Here is a 16,316-nt window from a genome sequence, read left to right as displayed (position 1 = left end):
GTGCCGGGCAAGAAGCCCGGCACGTCGACGAAGGTGACGATCGGGATCGAGAAGCAGTCGCAGAATCGCACGAAACGAGCCGCCTTGCGGCTGGCATCCGAATCGAGCACGCCGGCCAGCACCATCGGCTGGTTGGCGACGAAGCCGACGCTGCGGCCCTCGATACGGCCGAAGCCGGTGACGATGTTTTTCGCAAAATTCTGCTGGATCTCGAAGAAGTCACCCTCGTCGGCAACTTTAAGGATCAACTCTTTGATGTCGTAGGGTTTGTTGGCGTTGTCGGGGATCAGCCGGTCGAGCGACAGATCGTGATCGGTGACCGATTGGTAACATTCGATCTCGGGAATTTCCGCCGTGTTGGAAGCGGGCAGCAGATCGACCAGCCGGCGCATCTGCAGCAGCGCCTCGACGTCATTGTCGTAGGCTCCGTCGGCGATCGAGGACTTCGTCGTGTGGATAGAAGCGCCGCCGAGGCTTTCGGCGGTGACCGTCTCGTTGGTTACGGTCTTCACCACATCCGGCCCGGTGACGAACATGTAGGAGGTTTCGCGAACCATGAAGATGAAGTCAGTCATCGCCGGCGAATAGACGTCGCCGCCGGCGCAGGGCCCCATGATCACCGAGATCTGCGGGATGACGCCGGAGGCCAGCACATTGCGCTGGAAGATCTCGGCATAGCCACCGAGCGCCGCCACGCCTTCCTGGATACGGGCGCCGCCGGCGTCGTAAAGGCCGATGATCGGCGCGCGATTGCGCAGCGCCATCTCCTGGACCTTGACCACCTTTTCGGCATGGGCCTCGGACAGCGAGCCGCCGAACACGGTGAAATCCTTGGCGAAAAGATAGACCGGGCGACCGTTGACGGTGCCCCAGCCGGTAACGACGCCGTCGCCGGCGATCTTGGTTTTCTCCATGCCGAAATCGGTCGAGCGGTGCTCGACATACATGTCGAACTCCTCGAACGAGCCCTCGTCGAGGAAGACGTCGATGCGTTCGCGGGCAGTCAACTTGCCCTTCTTGTGCTGGGCGTCGATGCGGGCCTGGCCGCCGCCCATGCGGGCGATCTCGCGGCGGCGCTCGAGTTCCTTCAGCACGTCCTTCATGACCGGTCCCCGAAACGGAAAGCTGCATTGTGGTAATCATGCCCGCGAGAGAGCGCAAGCGCCGCTTCCTCATGGCTTTTGCTGCGCTGCAACATCAGGCCCCTTGCATTTCGATGCGAACTGGGCCATATGCGGCGGCATAGGCGCTTGGGCCGGGACACTCCGGCCTTCTCGATGAATGAGACTGGTTGCGTCTGTTTTCCCTCTTCCCGACATATCGGCAAGGTGGCGAAAAAGCCCCGTGGCATGAAGCCTGCGGGCACGACAGCGCAGCCGTGCGGACGATGACGTCCGCCCGCCTTGTCGTTTCATGACAATTTTCGACGGCAGGTTGCGCCCTGCCGCCATCGATGTTTGCGGCCAGGAGCCGCATGAAAGAAGAATATTTTGACCAATGAAAACACTTTGACCGGTAAGGACACTGCGGAACCGAACGGTTTCGCCGCACTTGGAATCACCGGCGCACTGCTCAAGGCCACCAATGCCGCCGGCTTTACCGATCCGAAGCCGATCCAGGCCCAGGCGATCCCGCCGCAGCTCGAAGGCCGCGACATTTTCGGCATCGCCCAGACCGGCTCGGGCAAGACGGCGGCGTTCGCGCTGCCGATCCTGTCGAAGATCATCGCACTTGGTACCAAGCGCCGGCCGAAGACGGCCCGAGCGCTGATCCTGGCGCCGACACGTGAACTCGCGGTGCAGATCGAGGAGATGATCAAGCTGCTCGCCAAGGGCGCGCATGTCTCGACCGCGCTCGTGCTGGGCGGCGTCTCGCGCTTCAGCCAGGTGAAGAAGGTTGCGCCCGGCGTCGACATCCTGATCGCAACGCCCGGTCGGCTGACCGACCTTGTGCGTGAAGGCGACCTGATGCTTGCCGACACCAAATGGCTGGTGCTCGACGAAGGCGACCGCATGCTCGACATGGGCTTCATCAACGACGTGAAGCGCATCGCCAAGGCGACGGCGCCGGACCGTCAGACGGTGCTGTTCTCGGCGACCATGCCGGCCGAAATCGCCGAACTGGCGAAAGGCCTGCTGAAGAACCCGATTCGCGTCGAAGTCGCTCCTCACAGCACCGCGGCCGCCGAGATCGTGCAGGGCGTCGTCTTTGCCCGCACCAAGCAGAAGCGCCAGGTGCTGGCCAACATGCTTGCCGATGAGGCGATGAAGTCCGTCATCATCTTCTCGCGCACCAAGCATGGCGCCGACAGGGTGACCAAGGATCTCGAGCGCGACGGCTTCAAGGCCGCCGTCATCCACGGCAACAAGTCGCAGAATGCCCGTCAGAAGGCACTCAACGATTTCCGTGAGGGTTCGGTGCGCATTCTCGTGGCGACCGACATTGCGGCACGCGGCATCGACGTGCCCGGCATCAGCCATGTGGTGAATTTCGACCTGCCGGACGAGGCGGAGAGCTATGTCCACCGCATCGGCCGCACCGGCCGCAACGGCATGGACGGCATCGCCATCACACTCTGCGACCCGTCTGAAAACAGCAAGCTGCGTCAGGTCGAGCGCATCATCCGCACCAAGCTGCCGATCGTTGCCGACCATCTCGGCAGCCCCGATCCGCAGCGCAATCCCGCCGAGAAGAACGAGCGCAGCTTCGAACCGGCCAACGATCGCAACGACCACAATGGCCGTCGCGACGGCAGGCGGCCCGGCGGCGCAAACAACGGCTTCGGCAAGAAGCGGTTCGGCGACAAGCCGGCCTTTGCGGGCGAGCGCAAGCCGGAAGGCGCCAAGCCCTTCAAGGGCAATAACAAGCGCCGCTTCGGCGGCAAGCGGCCAGCAGCGCGGGCCGCATAATCTGACCGTGTTGCGGTCGGCCAAGCCTGGCTTGGTCACACACGATTGAAGAGGGCGACCGGAGCGATGCTTCGGTCGCCCTCTTGCTTGGGGGCCTTTGGGTCACCTTACCACCGCCTCGATCGACACGACGATCCGCTGCGCGAGGAAAGCCGTGGTCGATGCGACAGCGCGTCGCCGGCAATGACGTGGTTGTCCGGGTCTCCGGTATCGTCGACCGGCACCAATTCATGTGCGGCGCCCCAGCGACCCGCAAACACGATCGCTCGCCCATCACCGATCCTACTCGACTGGCGGCTTGCGGTCGAAATTCAATGGCCGCGCATTCCAGCGGGTGACCGTGCTGATCACCCATCGGCAGAACGGCCTCGGCAGCATCCTGAGCAACTTCAGCGTCCAACTCAGGCGGCGTGGGAAAGTGACTTCGAAGCCGCCGTATTCGATGCCTTGCGCGATGCGGCGCGAGGCCAGATTGACCGGCATCAAGCCCGGCATCGGCAGGAAGTTCTTTTCGGTCAGCCGCGTGTCGACAAAGCCCGGATTAATCACCTGGATGCGGACGTTCATCTTGTCGAAATCGTATTTCAGCGACTCGGCCAGGATATTGACCGCCGCCTTGGTGCCGCCATAGGCGGCGGTGGTGGGCCAGCCGAAATAGGCGGTGACCGAACCGATCAGCACGACATGGCCGCGCGAGCGCACGCGCATGCGTTCGATGACCGGCAGCAGGCCATTGATGATGCCAAAATAATTGACTTCGAAAGACCGACGGAAATTGCGCGCCACAAGATCCTCGCCCGGCGTTGCGATATAGCTTCCAGCGTTGAACACTGCCAACACGATCGGACCGAGATCTTTCTCGATCGCTGCAACCGTCTTCGCCATGCGTTTTTCGTCGGTCACGTCGCAAGGATAGGCTGCGACACGGCCCGCCATCTGCGCCGTTTCGACGATGAGCGTATCGATCGGATGGTCATCTGGCGCAGTCACCGCGACGACATAGCCCCGAGCGGCAAGATCCTTGGCCAGCGAACGGCCGATACCGCTGCTGCCGCCCGTAATCCAGGCGACGCCATGCTTCGGATTGGCCCGATAGAGTGTCATGTTGCGCCCCGCCGGCTCTTCTTAGCCTGTGCTCTACCGGTGAAGAAATCGAATGAAAAGAGTGCTTTTCGGTACATGGTTGAAATGAATACCGGTCGGGCGCTCCTGGCTGCAGGAATTGCAGTGTGCGAAATGCGACTGGACCAGGCAAATTCTTGCCTTGAAACCGAAGCTTCGGGTTTCTAGGGTTTCGCCGCACCCACAAAGGAATCTCCATGCCCCGTTCTGTGATCGACGTGATCGGCAACACGCCCCTGATCCGCCTCAACAAGGCCTCGGAAGCAACCGGCTGCGAGATCCTGGGCAAGGCCGAATTCATGAATCCCGGGCAGTCGGTAAAGGACCGCGCCGGCCTGTTTATCATCCGCGATGCGGAACAGCGCGGGCTGCTGCGGCCCGGCGGCGTCATCGTCGAGGGGACGGCTGGCAACACCGGCATCGGATTGACACTGGTTGCCAAGGCGCTCGGCTACCGCACGGTGATCGTCATTCCCGATACCCAGAGCCAGGAGAAGAAGGATACGATCAAACTGCTCGGCGCCGAGTTGATCGAAGTGCCCGCCGTGCCTTACAAGAACCCGAACAACTACGTGAAGCTGTCGGGCCGGCTGGCCGAGCAGATGGCCAAGAGCGAGCCGAACGGCGCGATCTGGGCCAACCAGTTCGACAATGTCGCCAACCGTGACGGCCATATCCGCACCACGGCCGAAGAAATCTGGAACCAGACCGACGGCAAGGTGGATGGTTTCGTGTCGGCGGTCGGTTCCGGCGGCACTCTGGCAGGCGTCGGTTTCGGGCTGAAGGCCAAAAACAACCAGGTCAAGATCGCGCTGGCCGATCCGCTGGGGGCAGCGCTCTATTCCTTCTACACCAGCGGCGAGCTGAAATCCGAGGGCAGTTCGATCACCGAAGGCATCGGGCAGGGGCGGATCACCGCCAACCTCCAAGGCTTTACGCCCGATTTTGCCTTCCAGATCCCCGACGAGGACGCGCTGCCGATCGTATTCGACCTGATCCAGGAGGAGGGGCTTTGCGTTGGCGGTTCGACGGGCATCAACATTGCCGGCGCCATTCGCCTGGCGCGCGAGCTAGGCCCCGGCCACACTATCGTGACCATGCTTTGCGACTACGGCACGCGCTACCAGTCGAAGCTGTTCAATCCTGAATTCCTGCGCGAAAAGAAGCTGCCGGTGCCGGGGTGGATGGAGCAACAGAGCACGATTTCAGTACCGTTCGAAAGGGTTGCGTGATGGCGCACAAGACCGAAGCGCTGTTTCGTGACGACGCCTATCTGGGGACGGCCGACGCCACCGTCGTCGCAGTCAATGATCGCGGCGGCATCATTCTGGACCGGACGGTGTTTTACGCCACATCGGGCGGGCAGCCGGGCGACACCGGCAGCCTCGAACGCGCCGACGGCACCGGCATAGCGATTGCCGCTACGATCACCGGCGAAACCAAGGACGAGATCATCCATGTGCCGGCGCCGGAGCAGGCAGTTCCAAAGGTGGGCGAGCGCATGAGGCTCGCCATCGACTGGCCGCGGCGGCAGTTGCTGATGCGCATGCATTCTGCCTGCCACCTGCTTACCGTCGTCTGTCCGTTCCCGATCACCGGCGCCGCGGTTTCCGAGGACGACAGCCGTATCGATTTCGACATCCCGGATGCCGGCTTTACCAAGGAAGACGTGACGGCCAGACTGATGGAACTGGTGCGAGCCGACCACCCGATCTTCACCCGGCTCATTTCCGACGAGGAACTGGCATCCAATCCGGGCTTGGTGAAATCCAAGAATGTGCGGCCCCCGGCCGGCACGGGAAGGATCCGATTGGTCTGCATCGGCGAGAACGCTTCGATCGACAGCCAGCCTTGCGGCGGCACCCATGTAAAGAGCACCAGCGAAATCGGCGAGATCCATATCGGCAAGATCGAGAAGAAGGGCCGCGAGAACCGGCGCTTCCGCATTCGCTTTGGTCCTATGCCGCCAGCCTGATATAGGACTGCGACGGGCGGGACAGGAGAGAAAAGATGGCCGACGACAGTCCTTTCACCATCGATGCCGATTGGTTACAGAAGCGGCTCGGCGAACCCGGCCTGACGATTGTCGACGCGTCCTGGTATCTGCCGGCGCAAAAGCGTGACGCGCGCGCCGAGTACGACGTAGCGCATATTCCAGGCGCCCGCTTCCTCGACCAGGATGCGGTTTCGGACCCCGACGCGGCTCTGCCGCACACGCTGCCGTCGCCGCAGCATTTCGCGCAATATGTCGGCGCGATGGGTATTTCGGCCGATGACACGATTGTTGTCTATGACGGGCCAGGGTTCTTTTCTGCACCGCGCGCCTGGTGGTTGTTTCGCGTCATGGGCGTGTTCCAGGTCTATATACTCGACGGCGGGTTCGATCGTTGGAAAGCCGCCGGACGGCCGGTGACGGCGGAGCCGACGAAGATCGCGCCTTGCGTGTTTTATGCCAACTTCGATGCCGCCCGCGTCGCCAGCCTTGCCGACATGCGCCGGATCGTCGAGACGGGGGAGAGCCAGATCGCCGACGCGCGCTCGCCTGGCCGTTTTGCCGGCACCGAGCCGGAGCCGCGCCCCGGCATACGCTCCGGCCATATGCCGGGCGCGCACAACGTGCCATTTTCGGCGCTTTCGGAAAACGGCGAATTGTTGCCGAAGGACAGGCTGCGAAAAGTGATCGAAGGAGCCGGCATCGACCTGTCGAAGCCGGTCGTCACCTCCTGCGGGTCGGGCGTCACCGCGGCAGCTGTCACGCTGGCTTTGGAGACGCTTGGCCATGCCGACAACAGGCTTTATGACGGTTCATGGACCGAATGGGGCGGGCTTTCCGACACGCCCGTCGTGACGGGCAAGGACTGACGGGGATGGAAGACGGATCGCTGGAAGACATCGACGTCACCGTGACGTTTCTCGAAATGCATGTGCCGCCTGCGTATTCGCCGCCGCTGCCGTACAACCGCCAGATCGCGCTGCTCAAGACCAAAGACATTCCGCTGCATTTCTACCGCTATTTGATGGATCGGGTGGGCCGCAAATGGCACTGGGTCAATGTGCTGAGGCTGAGCGACGAGGAGCTTGCGGCGGGCATCCACCGGGAGGACCGCGACATCAGGGTGCTTTATCTGGATGGTGCGCCGGCCGGCTTCTTCGACCTCAAGCCGCATTTGCCGGAGGAAGTGGAACTCGCTTATTTCGGAATGATGGAGCACGCGACCGGGCAAGGCATCGGCCGCTGGTTCCTCGGTGCGGCAATCGCCGCGGCATGGTCGCACGGGCCAAAGCGGGTGACGGTGCAGACCTGCACCCTCGATCACCCAGCAGCACTGCCGCTCTATCAAAAACTCGGCTTTACGCCAGTGGCGCAAAAAAAGGAGGTCGTACATCCGATGTCTTTTGCCGAGCGCGCGGCCAGCGTCATGCGGCCCTGATTTTCAGGCCCGTTCATCCGCGCTTCAGCTTGTCTTTGCAATGTCCCAGAGTCTCTGGATCAACACTCAAAGGCGAGCTCGACTTGAATGAGCTTGGCTCTTTCCATATCGCTATCGTCTAAAAACCCGATGGGTGATGGAGGATCGCACGATGGCAATACGCGTGGTAATGGCCGGCGCGACCGGCTGGGTCGGCAAAGCGCTGGTTCCGGCGATCGGGGCGCAAGGCGACATGGCGCTGGCCGGGGCTGTATCACGCAGCGGCGCGGGGCAGGATTCCGGTCTGCTGGTTGGTATGCCGGCTAATGGTATTGCCGTTTCGGCCTCGCTGGCCGAGGCGCTGGAGGCGCCGTCGGACGTGCTAGTCGACTTTACCAAGCCGCATGTCGTGAAAGACCATGTGCTGCTCGCCATCGACAACGGACGGCACACGGTGATCGGCACGTCGGGACTGGGAGCTGCCGACTATGCCGAGATCGACGCCGCGGCGCGCGCCAATGGCGTCGGCGTTGTTGCCGCTGGCAACTTTTCCATCACCGCCACGCTGATGAAGCGGTTTGCACTTATGGCGGCAAAATACGTGCCGGATGTCGAGGTCATCGATTATGCTAGTGCAAAGAAGCCCGACGCGCCCTCCGGAACCGCACGAGAGCTTGCTGAAGCGCTGGCCGACATCCGCAAGGCCTCAACGGCAAAGCCGGTCTCCGAGGTCTCCGGCGTGCCGGCCACACGCGGTGGTGCGGTCGGCGCAGGCGAGGGGGTGCAAGTGCACGCGCTTCGCCTGCCGTCCTACATCCTGTCCTGCGAGGCGCTGTTCGGTTTGCCAGACGAGCGGCTGACCATACGCCACGACGCCGGCTCGTCCGCAGCGCCTTACGTGGCGGGCACGCTGCTGGCCATCAGACGGGTACAGCAGATCAAAGGTCTGGTTCGTGGTCTCGACGCGCTGATGGATTGATCCATTTCGGCAGGAATCGGGTGGGAAACGCTGTCTTGCGAGCATAATTTCCGGTCGACGACACCGGAGATTTTGTCATGACGCTAAAATTCAAAGCCTTGCCAACCAATGCTGTCCGGGCACTTCAGCGCGGCGGGCCGGATGCTTATGGCTTGAAGCCAGAGCGGCAAATTTCGGATGGCGACGGCGTGCCTTGCCGTCATTGCTTGAAAAATATTGCTTTGGGAGAGGCCTATCTTGTTTTGGCCTATCGACCTTTTCCGGAGCTGCAGCCTTATGCCGAAACGGGGCCGATCTTTCTGCATGCGAAAGAATGCGAACGCGCCGCCGAGGGGAAAATGCTTCCCGAAATGCTCGAAAGCAGCGATTACATTGTGCGCGGTTATGGCAAGGACGACCGCATCGTTTACGGCAGCGGCGGCGTCATTCCGACCGACGCCATTGCCGCACGGGCAGAGACGTTGTTCGAACGCGACGACATCGCTTACGTCCACATCCGCTCGGCGCGCAACAATTGCTATCAGTGCCGGATCGACCGCGCGTAACCGGACAGGCTGCACCGGCTTGGCTGTCGTACTCCCGTCGCATACCAGCGGTAGAAAGACACTGTCGATGGATTTGCCGACCGCGGATGAACCGGCGGGAATTTTCGACAACCGAGGAAGCGGGGCTTTGGCTCCGCTTTTTTGTTGTCCGGTTATTCTGCGCGCCCGACACTTTTCAGTCTTTCGACATAAGAAAAACCCGTCGGACGAATCCGACGGGCACTGGAGGGGCAGATTCGGAAGCTCAGGCTGCGAGAACGGCCTTCGGCTCGACCAGCTCGTAACCGAGCGCTTCGGCCACCGCGCGATTCGTGATCTTGCCCTTGTGGACGTTCAGCCCGTTGCGCAGATGGTGGTCGTCTACCAGCGCCTTGAGGCCCTTGTCGGCGAGCTGCAGGCCATAATGCAGCGTCGCATTATTGAGCGCGTGGGCCGAGGTGACCGGCACCGCACCCGGCATGTTGGCGACGCAATAGTGGATGACGCCGTCGACCTCATAGGTCGGCTCGGCATGGGTGGTGGCCTGCGAGGTCTCGAAGCAGCCGCCCTGGTCGATGGCGACGTCGACCAGCACGGCGCCTTTCTTCATGCCCGACAGCATCTCGCGCGTCACCAGCTTGGGCGCTGCTGCCCCCGGGATCAGCACGGCGCCGACGACGATGTCAGCCGAAAAACATTCTTCTTCCAGCGCCTCGACGGTCGAGTAGCGGGTGTGGACGCGGCCGCCAAAGATGTCGTCGAGCTGACGCAGGCGCGGGATCGAGCGGTCAATGATGGTGACGTCGGCGCCAAGGCCGGCGGCCATCCGTGCAGCATGCAGGCCGACGACGCCGCCGCCGAGCACGGTTACCTTGCCGGGGAGCACGCCGGGCACGCCGCCAAGCAGCACGCCGCGGCCGCCATTGGCCTTTTGCAGCGCCGTTGCACCCGCCTGGATCGACAGGCGGCCGGCAACTTCCGACATCGGCGCCAAGAGCGGCAGACCGCCGCGCTCGTCGGTGACGGTCTCGTAGGCTATCGCGGTCACGCCGGAGGCCAGCAGGCCCTTGGTCTGCTCCGGATCCGGGGCAAGATGCAGATAGGTATAGAGGATCTGGCCGTCGCGGAGCTGAACCCATTCGTTGGGCTGCGGCTCCTTGACCTTCACGATCATGTCGGACTTGGCAAAAACGTCGGCTGCCGTCTTGGCGATCGTGGCGCCGGCGGCACGATACGCGTTGTCGTCGGCGCCGATGCCGGCGCCGGCGCCGGTCTCGATCAGCACTTCATGGCCATGCGCGACATATTCGCGGACCGAACCCGGCGTCAGGCCGACGCGATATTCGTGATTCTTGATTTCCCGGGGGCAGCCGATGCGCATCGTTCTTCTCCTGATCCGGCCCTTTGGGGCTCGTTCCCTGTCTAGAGATAGTGAACCACGAATCGTTCGGTAAGTGTTTGCGAATGCGCTTGCCCGAGAGGCCACTGTTCGATAATCGTTGCGCAAAACATTAGAATTGTCGCAGGAACCCGCAAAAATGCCGCTCGACAGGATTGATATCGCCATTCTCGAGACGTTGCAGAAGGATGGGCGGATACCCAACGCAGCGCTCGCCGAGAAGGTCGGCCTGTCCCAGTCGGCCTGCTCGCGGCGGCTGGACAATCTGGAGAAATCCGGAACCATCCGCGGCTATCACGCCCGGCTGTCCAACGCCGCACTTGGGCATCAGATGACGGCGATCGTGCATATATCGCTGTCCGGGCAATTCGAGAAGACGTTGTCGGATTTTGAGGCAGCGATAAAGCGCTGCCCGAACGTCTTGTCCTGCCATTTGATGTCGGGCGAATATGACTACATCCTTCGCATAGCGGCAAAGGATCTCGTCGACTACGAACGTATCCACAAGGAGTGGCTGTCGGCAATGCCGCATGTGACGAAGATCAATTCGTCCTTTGCCCTGCGCGAAATCGTCGATCGCACAGCCGTGGGAATGAAGCCTGAACTCGCCTAGGCCCCGAACTCGCCTAGGCCTTGGATGCCTCAGTCACCACACGGTCCATCGGAATATCGTGCGGCTGCGGGTAGATGGTGACGATGCGCTGCAACTCGTAGCCGACGCCGATGACCAGCGGCTTGAACGACATCGCGGCAAGCGTGCGATCGAAGAAGCCGCCGCCATAACCCAAGCGGAACTGCCCGGGATCGATGCCGACGATCGGCGAAATGACGACGTCGGGCAACACCGGATCACCGTCAGCCGGTATCGGGATATTCCAGACGCCCTTCTCCAGCCGGTCTCCGTGGGCATAGGCGCGAAAGACAAGCGGCCGGTCTTTCTCGACGACGACGGGCAACGCCGTGCGCCCGCCCCGCGCGTTAACGGTTTCCATCCACGGGCGCAGGTCCGGCTCGCCGCGAAACGGCCAGTAGAGGCTGACCAAACGGCCGGCGATGTCGCCGATCACCGCGTCGAGCCCTTCGGCAATGCGCTGCGACATAGCTGCGCGCGTGTCGCCTGAAACGGCAAGGCGGGATGCGATCAACCGCTCGCGCTCGGCCTTGCGCCAGCGCCTTACGTCGGTCCAGTCGGATAGCGGCGCTTGGAACTCCGGATCGAGCTCGTGCATAAAACAAGGAGGCGAGGCGTACTGCGCTGAGCCTTCGTCTTCATCGCTAGCCATGCTTCACCTGCAATATACAGTTCCAACCAAGTAGTATCCTGGACGCAGGCTATATCCGGGAACGAGTCCGCAGCATGCGTATTCACGACATCAAGCGACGACTCCCAGGCAGTTGCAGCGCAGGCATTGCTGCACTGCACAACGATACTTACATCAGCCTTGGCGAGAGGGATGAGTGAGATGAACACAGCCAACCATCACGTCGTCGTCGTAGGCGCCGGTTTCGGCGGCCTCGAATTCACCCGCGCACTTGCCGGCGCGCCGGTGCGCATCACCATGATCGACAGGCGCAATCATCACCTCTTTCAGCCGCTGCTCTACCAGGTGGCGACGACGGCGCTGGCAACCTCCGAAGTCGCCTGGCCGATCCGCCATCTCCTGCGCAAACGCAAGGACGTGACGACGCTGCTTGCCACTGTGACTGGCATCGACCGCACCGGCAAGCGGGTGCTGCTGCAGGACGGCGGCACCGTCGGTTACGACACGCTGGTGCTGGCCACCGGCGCGCGGCACGCCTATTTCGGCCATGACGAATGGGAGCCATTCGCCCCGGGCCTGAAGACGCTGGAGGACGCCACGACCATTCGACGGCGTATTCTTTTGGCTTTCGAGCAGGCCGAGCGGGAAACCGATGCCGCCCAGCGCCAGGCACTGCTGACGCTGGCGATCGTCGGCGGCGGGCCGACCGGCGTGGAATTGGCCGGCACCATTGCCGAACTGGCGCACGACACGCTGCGCGGCGAGTTCCGCAACATCGACACGCGGCAGACGCGTGTGGTGCTGATTGAGGCCGGCGACCGCGTTCTTGCCAATTTCGCGCCGGAACTCTCCGATTATGCAACGAAGGCGCTCGAACGGCTCGGCGTGACCGTCGAACTCGGCCGGGCGGTTACGCGCTGCGATGCCGAGGGTGTCGTCTTCGGCGACACACATTTGCCGGCCAGGACAATCCTGTGGGCGGCGGGCGTCGCCGCTTCGCCGGCCGCCGAATGGCTCGGCGCGGCAGCGGACCGCGCGGGCAGGGTGCTTGTCGAGCCCGACCTCACTGTACCGGGAAACCCGGAGATTTTCGTCATCGGTGACGCAGCGCACGTCCTGCGGCCGGATCGCCGGTTGGTGCCGGGCGTCGCGCCCGCCGCCAAGCAGCAGGGACGGCACGTCGCCACGGCGATCAAGGCAAGGCTTGCCGGTGACGCGACACCGCGTCCTTTCAGCTACAGGCATGACGGCGACCTGGCGACGATAGGCAAGCGCGCGGCGGCCATCGATTTCGGCTGGATCAAGCTTACCGGCCGGCTTGCCTGGTGGCTATGGGGCTTGGCGCATATTTACTTCCTGATCGGCTTTCGTAACCGGCTTGCGGTTTCCCTGAGTTGGCTATGGATCTACTTCACCGGTCAGCGCAGCGCGCGGCTGATCACGCAGGGCGACGACGATAAGGGCTGATTGTTCGCTGCCGGACATTCATCGGCGCGTCACCTCCTCTTGATGGAATCGGCTTCTGGACTCGGCTGGATTTCGGCGCGAAGCTTTGCTTCGGGCAGGACTTGTCACGTCGTGGAAGAAAGAGAAAACGAATGTCCCAATTGCGCCACCTCGTCTCACGCCGCGATTTCCTCGCCGGCGTTGCCGCCAGCGGAGCGCTGATCATGCTGCACCCGTTCTCCGCCCGGGCTCAAGCCAATCAGGCGCATCTGAGGATTATGGAGACGACCGACATCCACGTGAATGTGCTGCCTTACGACTACTACGCCGACAAAGCTAACGACACGATGGGGCTGTCGCGAACGGCATCGTTGATTGAAGCCGTGCGCAAGGAAGCAACCAACGCGATGCTGATCGATAATGGCGACCTTCTGCAAGGCAACCCGATGGGCGACTACATCGCCTACGAGAGGGGGATGAAGGATGGCGATCTGCATCCGGTCATGAAGGGCATGAACCTGCTCGGCTACGAATGCTCGACGCTCGGCAACCACGAGTTCAACTACGGCCTGTCGTTCATGGACAAGGTGCTGGCCGGTGCCAATTTCCCGTTTGTCTGCGCGAATTTGACCCGCGGCACGGAGCTCGCCGCGAACCCGCGCGACGACAAGCTTTATCTCAAGCCTTACGTCATCCTCGACAGGAAGATCAAAGACGGGTCGGGCGCCGAGCAACCGATCAGGATCGGCATCATCGGCTTCGTGCCGCCGCAGATCATGGTCTGGGACCTGAAAAATCTCGAGGGCAGTGTCAAGACGCGCGACATCGTCGAGGCGGCCAAGGCGTGGGTGCCGCAAATGAAGGAAGAAGGCGCCGACATCGTCATTGCGCTCTCCCATTCCGGCATCGACGTGAAGCAAAGCGACATGATGGAGAACGCCTCCTTCTTCGTTGCCGGTGTCGAAGGTATCGATGCGGTGTTCACCGGCCACCAGCATCTGGTCTTCCCCGGCAAGAAGGACTTTCAGTCGCTGGACGCCGTCGATACGGCGAAAGGCACGTTGCAAGGCAAGCCCGCCGTCATGGCCGGCTTCTGGGGCTCGCACATGGGGCTGATCGATCTGTTGCTGGAGCGCGACGGATCGACATGGAAAATCGTTTCGACGACCTCTGAGGCCAGGCCGATCTTTGAGCGGGTCGACAAGACGAACAAGCCGACCGTCGCGGACGACCAGCGCATCATCGACGCGCTCAAACAGGACCACGAGGCGACGCTTGCCTATGTGCGCCGGCCGGTCGGCAAAACCTCGGCGCCGCTCTATTCCTATTTTGCGCTGGTCGCCGATGATCCATCGGTGCAGATCGTCAGCCAGGCGCAGACCTGGTATTTGAAGGACATCCTGAAGAACACAGAGTGGAAGGATATGCCGCTGTTGTCGGCGGCGGCACCGTTCAAGGCCGGCGGGCGCAACGGCGCCGACTATTACACCGACGTGGCGGTGGGCGATATCGCCATCAAGAACGTCGCCGATCTCTACCTCTATCCAAACACGGTGCGCGCCGTTGAAATCACCGGGGCAGAGGTGAAGGAATGGCTGGAAATGTCGGCCGGCATCTTCAACCGGATCGAACCGGGCAAAGCCGACCAGGCGCTCATCAACACTGACTTCCCATCCTATAATTTCGACGTGATCGACGGCGTCACATACAAGATCGATCTGTCGCAGCCACCGAAATATGATTCGAAGGGCGGGCTGGTGAATGCTGGCTCGACCCGCATCATTGACTTGATGTTCGACGGCAAACCGATTGACCCCAAGCGGAAATTCGTCGTCGCCACCAACAACTACCGAGCCGGCGGCGGGGGCAATTTCCCGGAGATCAATGCCTCGAAGATTATCTACGAAGCGCCCGACACCAACCGCGATGTGATCGTGCGCTATATCGTCAGCAAAGGCACCATCAACCCGTCGGCGGACGCCAACTGGTCGTTTGCGCCACTGCCGGGAACCAGCGTCGTATTCGAGACCGGCGCCAAGGCGAAGGAGTTTATTGCGCAAGTGAAGTCGCTGAAGATCGAGCCGGCGGGCGAGGGCGAAGCGGGCTTTGCAAAATACCGCATCACTCTTTGAGGCGAGGATTTGAACGTCGGCTCGAAACTGTCTCAGCGTTAAGATACTGCCCCGATACGGCCAATCCGTTTGAGACAGGGGGCCTCTTCAAGCAGGTGGTGCGAAACGCCGCTTGACGGCGGCATGACCGGATCCAGCGCGTCCGTCGAAATCCCGCCGGAATAATCGTGTGGCAGTCGGTCGATCGAGGCGGGAAGCGGTCGTCGAAGCCGAGCGGGGTTATCTTTCCAAGGCGCCCTGTGGCGGTAGCGCCATTCTGGCCAGCAAGCATCGCAGCAGACAGACCACAAAGGCCATTAAATTCGGGGAAGGGTCCCCAGCAGCGTTGGAATCGCTATGGTTGCAACCGTCCATATGCGCTAGTTTTAGTCATGCGTTATGTCATCGTCATCACGACTGTCACCTTTTTCCTGATCTGGGACGGCATTTACAACCAAGGCCGCTACCTCGACAGGACGGTCAGGGAGGTGACCCGCATCGTGCACTATGTAACGAGCATGGTGTAGTTTCTCTTCGCACCTACGGTTCGCAGACGCGACAAACCTGCCGATTGACGGCACGCTGCCGCTGACACAAAAGAACGCCGGTCCAACGGTCGAGGAGGCTGGGTTGATCCGGCATATCGTTTTCTTCAGCGCACGGCATAAAGCGGATGTCGAGGCAGTGCGCACGGGCCTCCTGGCGCTTGGCAAGATACCTCATTCGCGTCATTTCGAGGTAACGCTCAACACCAAGGTCGACCCGCTCTCGGATGAGATCGATGTGGTCGTCTACGCCGAGTTCGAGGACGAAGCGGCGCTCGCCGCCTACAAGGCGCATCCGCTCTATGCAGAGACGACCAGCCGGGTCAAACCTCTGCGCGAATTACGCTATTCGGCCGACATCGTTGCAAGTTGACCGCCTCCCAAGGCAGATTTGACGTCGCGGAGGGGCTCCGCGCCGTAGCCCGCTTCACTCCGTCTGAGCCGCGGAGGTTTCGGTCGGATCGACGCCCGGCCGCTTTGGCGCGTTCCAGATCAGCACGGCGATAACTGCTATCGCAATAACGGCTAGGGCGATGAAAAGGTCTCTTCCCATAGCAATGAGCTAGGATGATTTTTGCGGGCGGCAAGTCGGCTCCTCGCGGCCGAGGC

At 61.9% G+C, this 16,316-nt stretch carries 16 protein-coding genes and 1 pseudogene; 12 read left to right on the top strand and 5 right to left on the bottom strand.

The features are described from left to right. Positions 1-1,103, bottom strand: a 1,103-nt coding sequence (locus NKH04_RS25640) for an acyl-CoA carboxylase subunit beta (RefSeq protein ID WP_353045166.1), incomplete at its 3' end; no start/stop codon positions are given. Between the two features lie 387 nt (positions 1,104-1,490). Between NKH04_RS25640 and NKH04_RS25635 the strand changes: the two genes are divergently transcribed. Next, complete coding sequence (locus NKH04_RS25635) at positions 1,491-2,909, top strand: DEAD/DEAH box helicase (protein WP_352502945.1); 1,419 nt, start codon at positions 1,491-1,493, stop codon at positions 2,907-2,909. Between the two features lie 102 nt (positions 2,910-3,011). Here NKH04_RS25635 and NKH04_RS25630 read toward each other — a convergent pair. Beyond that, positions 3,012-3,163 (bottom strand): annotated as a pseudogene (locus NKH04_RS25630) (alpha/beta hydrolase); the annotation flags it as partial. A 28-nt stretch (positions 3,164-3,191) separates the two neighbouring features. Then, entirely contained in the window at positions 3,192-4,013 is an 822-nt protein-coding gene (locus NKH04_RS25625; protein WP_352457508.1) for an SDR family oxidoreductase, read from the bottom strand. A gap of 215 nt (positions 4,014-4,228) precedes the next feature. Here NKH04_RS25625 and NKH04_RS25620 point away from each other — a divergent pair, with 215 nt between their 5' ends. The 6 genes from NKH04_RS25620 (at position 4,229) to NKH04_RS25595 (ending at position 8,965) form a co-directional block, all read left to right on the top strand. Further along, the gene (locus tag NKH04_RS25620; RefSeq protein ID WP_023675106.1) at positions 4,229-5,263 is read left to right on the top strand and encodes a cysteine synthase A; all 1,035 of its coding nucleotides are present in this window, start codon (positions 4,229-4,231) and stop codon (positions 5,261-5,263) included. Next, positions 5,263-6,006, top strand: a complete 744-nt coding sequence (locus tag NKH04_RS25615; protein ID WP_023675105.1) for an alanyl-tRNA editing protein — start codon at positions 5,263-5,265, stop codon at positions 6,004-6,006. The genes NKH04_RS25620 and NKH04_RS25615 overlap by 1 nt, the downstream gene beginning before the upstream one ends. A 35-nt stretch (positions 6,007-6,041) precedes the next feature. Beyond that, positions 6,042-6,893 (top strand): 3-mercaptopyruvate sulfurtransferase, encoded by an 852-nt coding sequence (gene sseA, locus NKH04_RS25610; protein ID WP_023675104.1) that lies wholly within the window; start codon positions 6,042-6,044, stop codon positions 6,891-6,893. Between the two features lie 5 nt (positions 6,894-6,898). Then, complete coding sequence (locus tag NKH04_RS25605) at positions 6,899-7,462, top strand: GNAT family N-acetyltransferase (protein ID WP_352448953.1); 564 nt, start codon at positions 6,899-6,901, stop codon at positions 7,460-7,462. Between the two features lie 151 nt (positions 7,463-7,613). Next, positions 7,614-8,420: a 4-hydroxy-tetrahydrodipicolinate reductase gene (dapB, locus tag NKH04_RS25600; protein ID WP_352448952.1), complete on the top strand. Its 807-nt coding sequence runs from the start codon at positions 7,614-7,616 to the stop codon at positions 8,418-8,420. A gap of 77 nt (positions 8,421-8,497) precedes the next feature. Continuing rightward, a complete protein-coding gene (locus NKH04_RS25595; protein ID WP_352471826.1) occupies positions 8,498-8,965 on the top strand; it encodes a DUF1203 domain-containing protein in 468 nt (155 codons plus the stop codon). Positions 8,966-9,209: 244 nt separating this feature from the next. On the opposite strand, the gene ald is transcribed toward NKH04_RS25595, so the two are convergent. Continuing rightward, entirely contained in the window at positions 9,210-10,325 is a 1,116-nt protein-coding gene (gene ald / locus NKH04_RS25590; RefSeq protein WP_352973668.1) for an alanine dehydrogenase, read from the bottom strand. A 157-nt stretch (positions 10,326-10,482) separates the two neighbouring features. Here ald and NKH04_RS25585 point away from each other — a divergent pair, with 157 nt between their 5' ends. Further along, entirely contained in the window at positions 10,483-10,956 is a 474-nt protein-coding gene (locus tag NKH04_RS25585) for an Lrp/AsnC family transcriptional regulator (protein ID WP_023675099.1), read from the top strand. Between the two features lie 13 nt (positions 10,957-10,969). On the opposite strand, the gene NKH04_RS25580 is transcribed toward NKH04_RS25585, so the two are convergent. Continuing rightward, entirely contained in the window at positions 10,970-11,626 is a 657-nt protein-coding gene (locus NKH04_RS25580) for a 5-formyltetrahydrofolate cyclo-ligase (RefSeq protein ID WP_352973667.1), read from the bottom strand. Positions 11,627-11,806: 180 nt separating this feature from the next. On the opposite strand from NKH04_RS25580, the gene NKH04_RS25575 reads away from it, so the two are divergent. The 4 genes from NKH04_RS25575 to NKH04_RS25560 all read left to right on the top strand — a co-directional run bounded on the left by NKH04_RS25575 (position 11,807) and on the right by NKH04_RS25560 (position 16,080). Next, complete coding sequence (locus NKH04_RS25575) at positions 11,807-13,072, top strand: NAD(P)/FAD-dependent oxidoreductase (RefSeq protein WP_352973666.1); 1,266 nt, start codon at positions 11,807-11,809, stop codon at positions 13,070-13,072. Positions 13,073-13,203: 131 nt separating this feature from the next. Further along, the gene (locus NKH04_RS25570) at positions 13,204-15,183 is read left to right on the top strand and encodes a bifunctional 2',3'-cyclic-nucleotide 2'-phosphodiesterase/3'-nucleotidase (RefSeq protein ID WP_352973665.1); all 1,980 of its coding nucleotides are present in this window, start codon (positions 13,204-13,206) and stop codon (positions 15,181-15,183) included. A gap of 371 nt (positions 15,184-15,554) precedes the next feature. Continuing rightward, positions 15,555-15,689 (top strand): hypothetical protein, encoded by a 135-nt coding sequence (locus NKH04_RS25565; protein ID WP_292655342.1) that lies wholly within the window; start codon positions 15,555-15,557, stop codon positions 15,687-15,689. A 103-nt stretch (positions 15,690-15,792) separates the two neighbouring features. Then, positions 15,793-16,080 carry a Dabb family protein gene (locus NKH04_RS25560; RefSeq protein WP_254817185.1) on the top strand — a complete coding sequence of 96 codons (288 nt, stop codon included), beginning with the start codon at positions 15,793-15,795 and terminating at the stop codon, positions 16,078-16,080. The last annotated feature ends 236 nt before the right edge of the window (positions 16,081-16,316 follow it).

Origin of the sequence: Mesorhizobium sp. M1365, from assembly GCF_040317865.1 — a bacterium.
In the GTDB taxonomy this organism is placed as follows: Bacteria; Pseudomonadota; Alphaproteobacteria; order Rhizobiales; family Rhizobiaceae; genus Mesorhizobium.
Note: the sequence above shows the minus strand (reverse complement) of the source record. Positions and strands in the feature narration are given on the sequence as shown.

What these genes read in the sequence shown, in the direction of transcription:
- dapB (WP_352448952.1), top strand. Translation starts at nt 7,614, where the DNA reads ATGGCAATACGCGTGGTAATGGCCGGCGCGACCGGCTGGGTCGGCAAA.
- NKH04_RS25585 (WP_023675099.1), top strand. Translation starts at nt 10,483, where the DNA reads ATGCCGCTCGACAGGATTGATATCGCCATTCTCGAGACGTTGCAGAAG.
- sseA (WP_023675104.1), top strand. Translation starts at nt 6,042, where the DNA reads ATGGCCGACGACAGTCCTTTCACCATCGATGCCGATTGGTTACAGAAG.
- NKH04_RS25620 (WP_023675106.1), top strand. Translation starts at nt 4,229, where the DNA reads ATGCCCCGTTCTGTGATCGACGTGATCGGCAACACGCCCCTGATCCGC.
- NKH04_RS25595 (WP_352471826.1), top strand. Translation starts at nt 8,498, where the DNA reads ATGACGCTAAAATTCAAAGCCTTGCCAACCAATGCTGTCCGGGCACTT.
- NKH04_RS25570 (WP_352973665.1), top strand. Translation starts at nt 13,204, where the DNA reads ATGTCCCAATTGCGCCACCTCGTCTCACGCCGCGATTTCCTCGCCGGC.
- NKH04_RS25575 (WP_352973666.1), top strand. Translation starts at nt 11,807, where the DNA reads ATGAACACAGCCAACCATCACGTCGTCGTCGTAGGCGCCGGTTTCGGC.
- NKH04_RS25615 (WP_023675105.1), top strand. Translation starts at nt 5,263, where the DNA reads ATGGCGCACAAGACCGAAGCGCTGTTTCGTGACGACGCCTATCTGGGG.
- NKH04_RS25580 (WP_352973667.1), bottom strand. Translation starts at nt 11,626, where the DNA reads ATGGCTAGCGATGAAGACGAAGGCTCAGCGCAGTACGCCTCGCCTCCT.
- NKH04_RS25625 (WP_352457508.1), bottom strand. Translation starts at nt 4,013, where the DNA reads ATGACACTCTATCGGGCCAATCCGAAGCATGGCGTCGCCTGGATTACG.
- ald (WP_352973668.1), bottom strand. Translation starts at nt 10,325, where the DNA reads ATGCGCATCGGCTGCCCCCGGGAAATCAAGAATCACGAATATCGCGTC.
- NKH04_RS25605 (WP_352448953.1), top strand. Translation starts at nt 6,899, where the DNA reads ATGGAAGACGGATCGCTGGAAGACATCGACGTCACCGTGACGTTTCTC.
- NKH04_RS25565 (WP_292655342.1), top strand. Translation starts at nt 15,555, where the DNA reads ATGCGTTATGTCATCGTCATCACGACTGTCACCTTTTTCCTGATCTGG.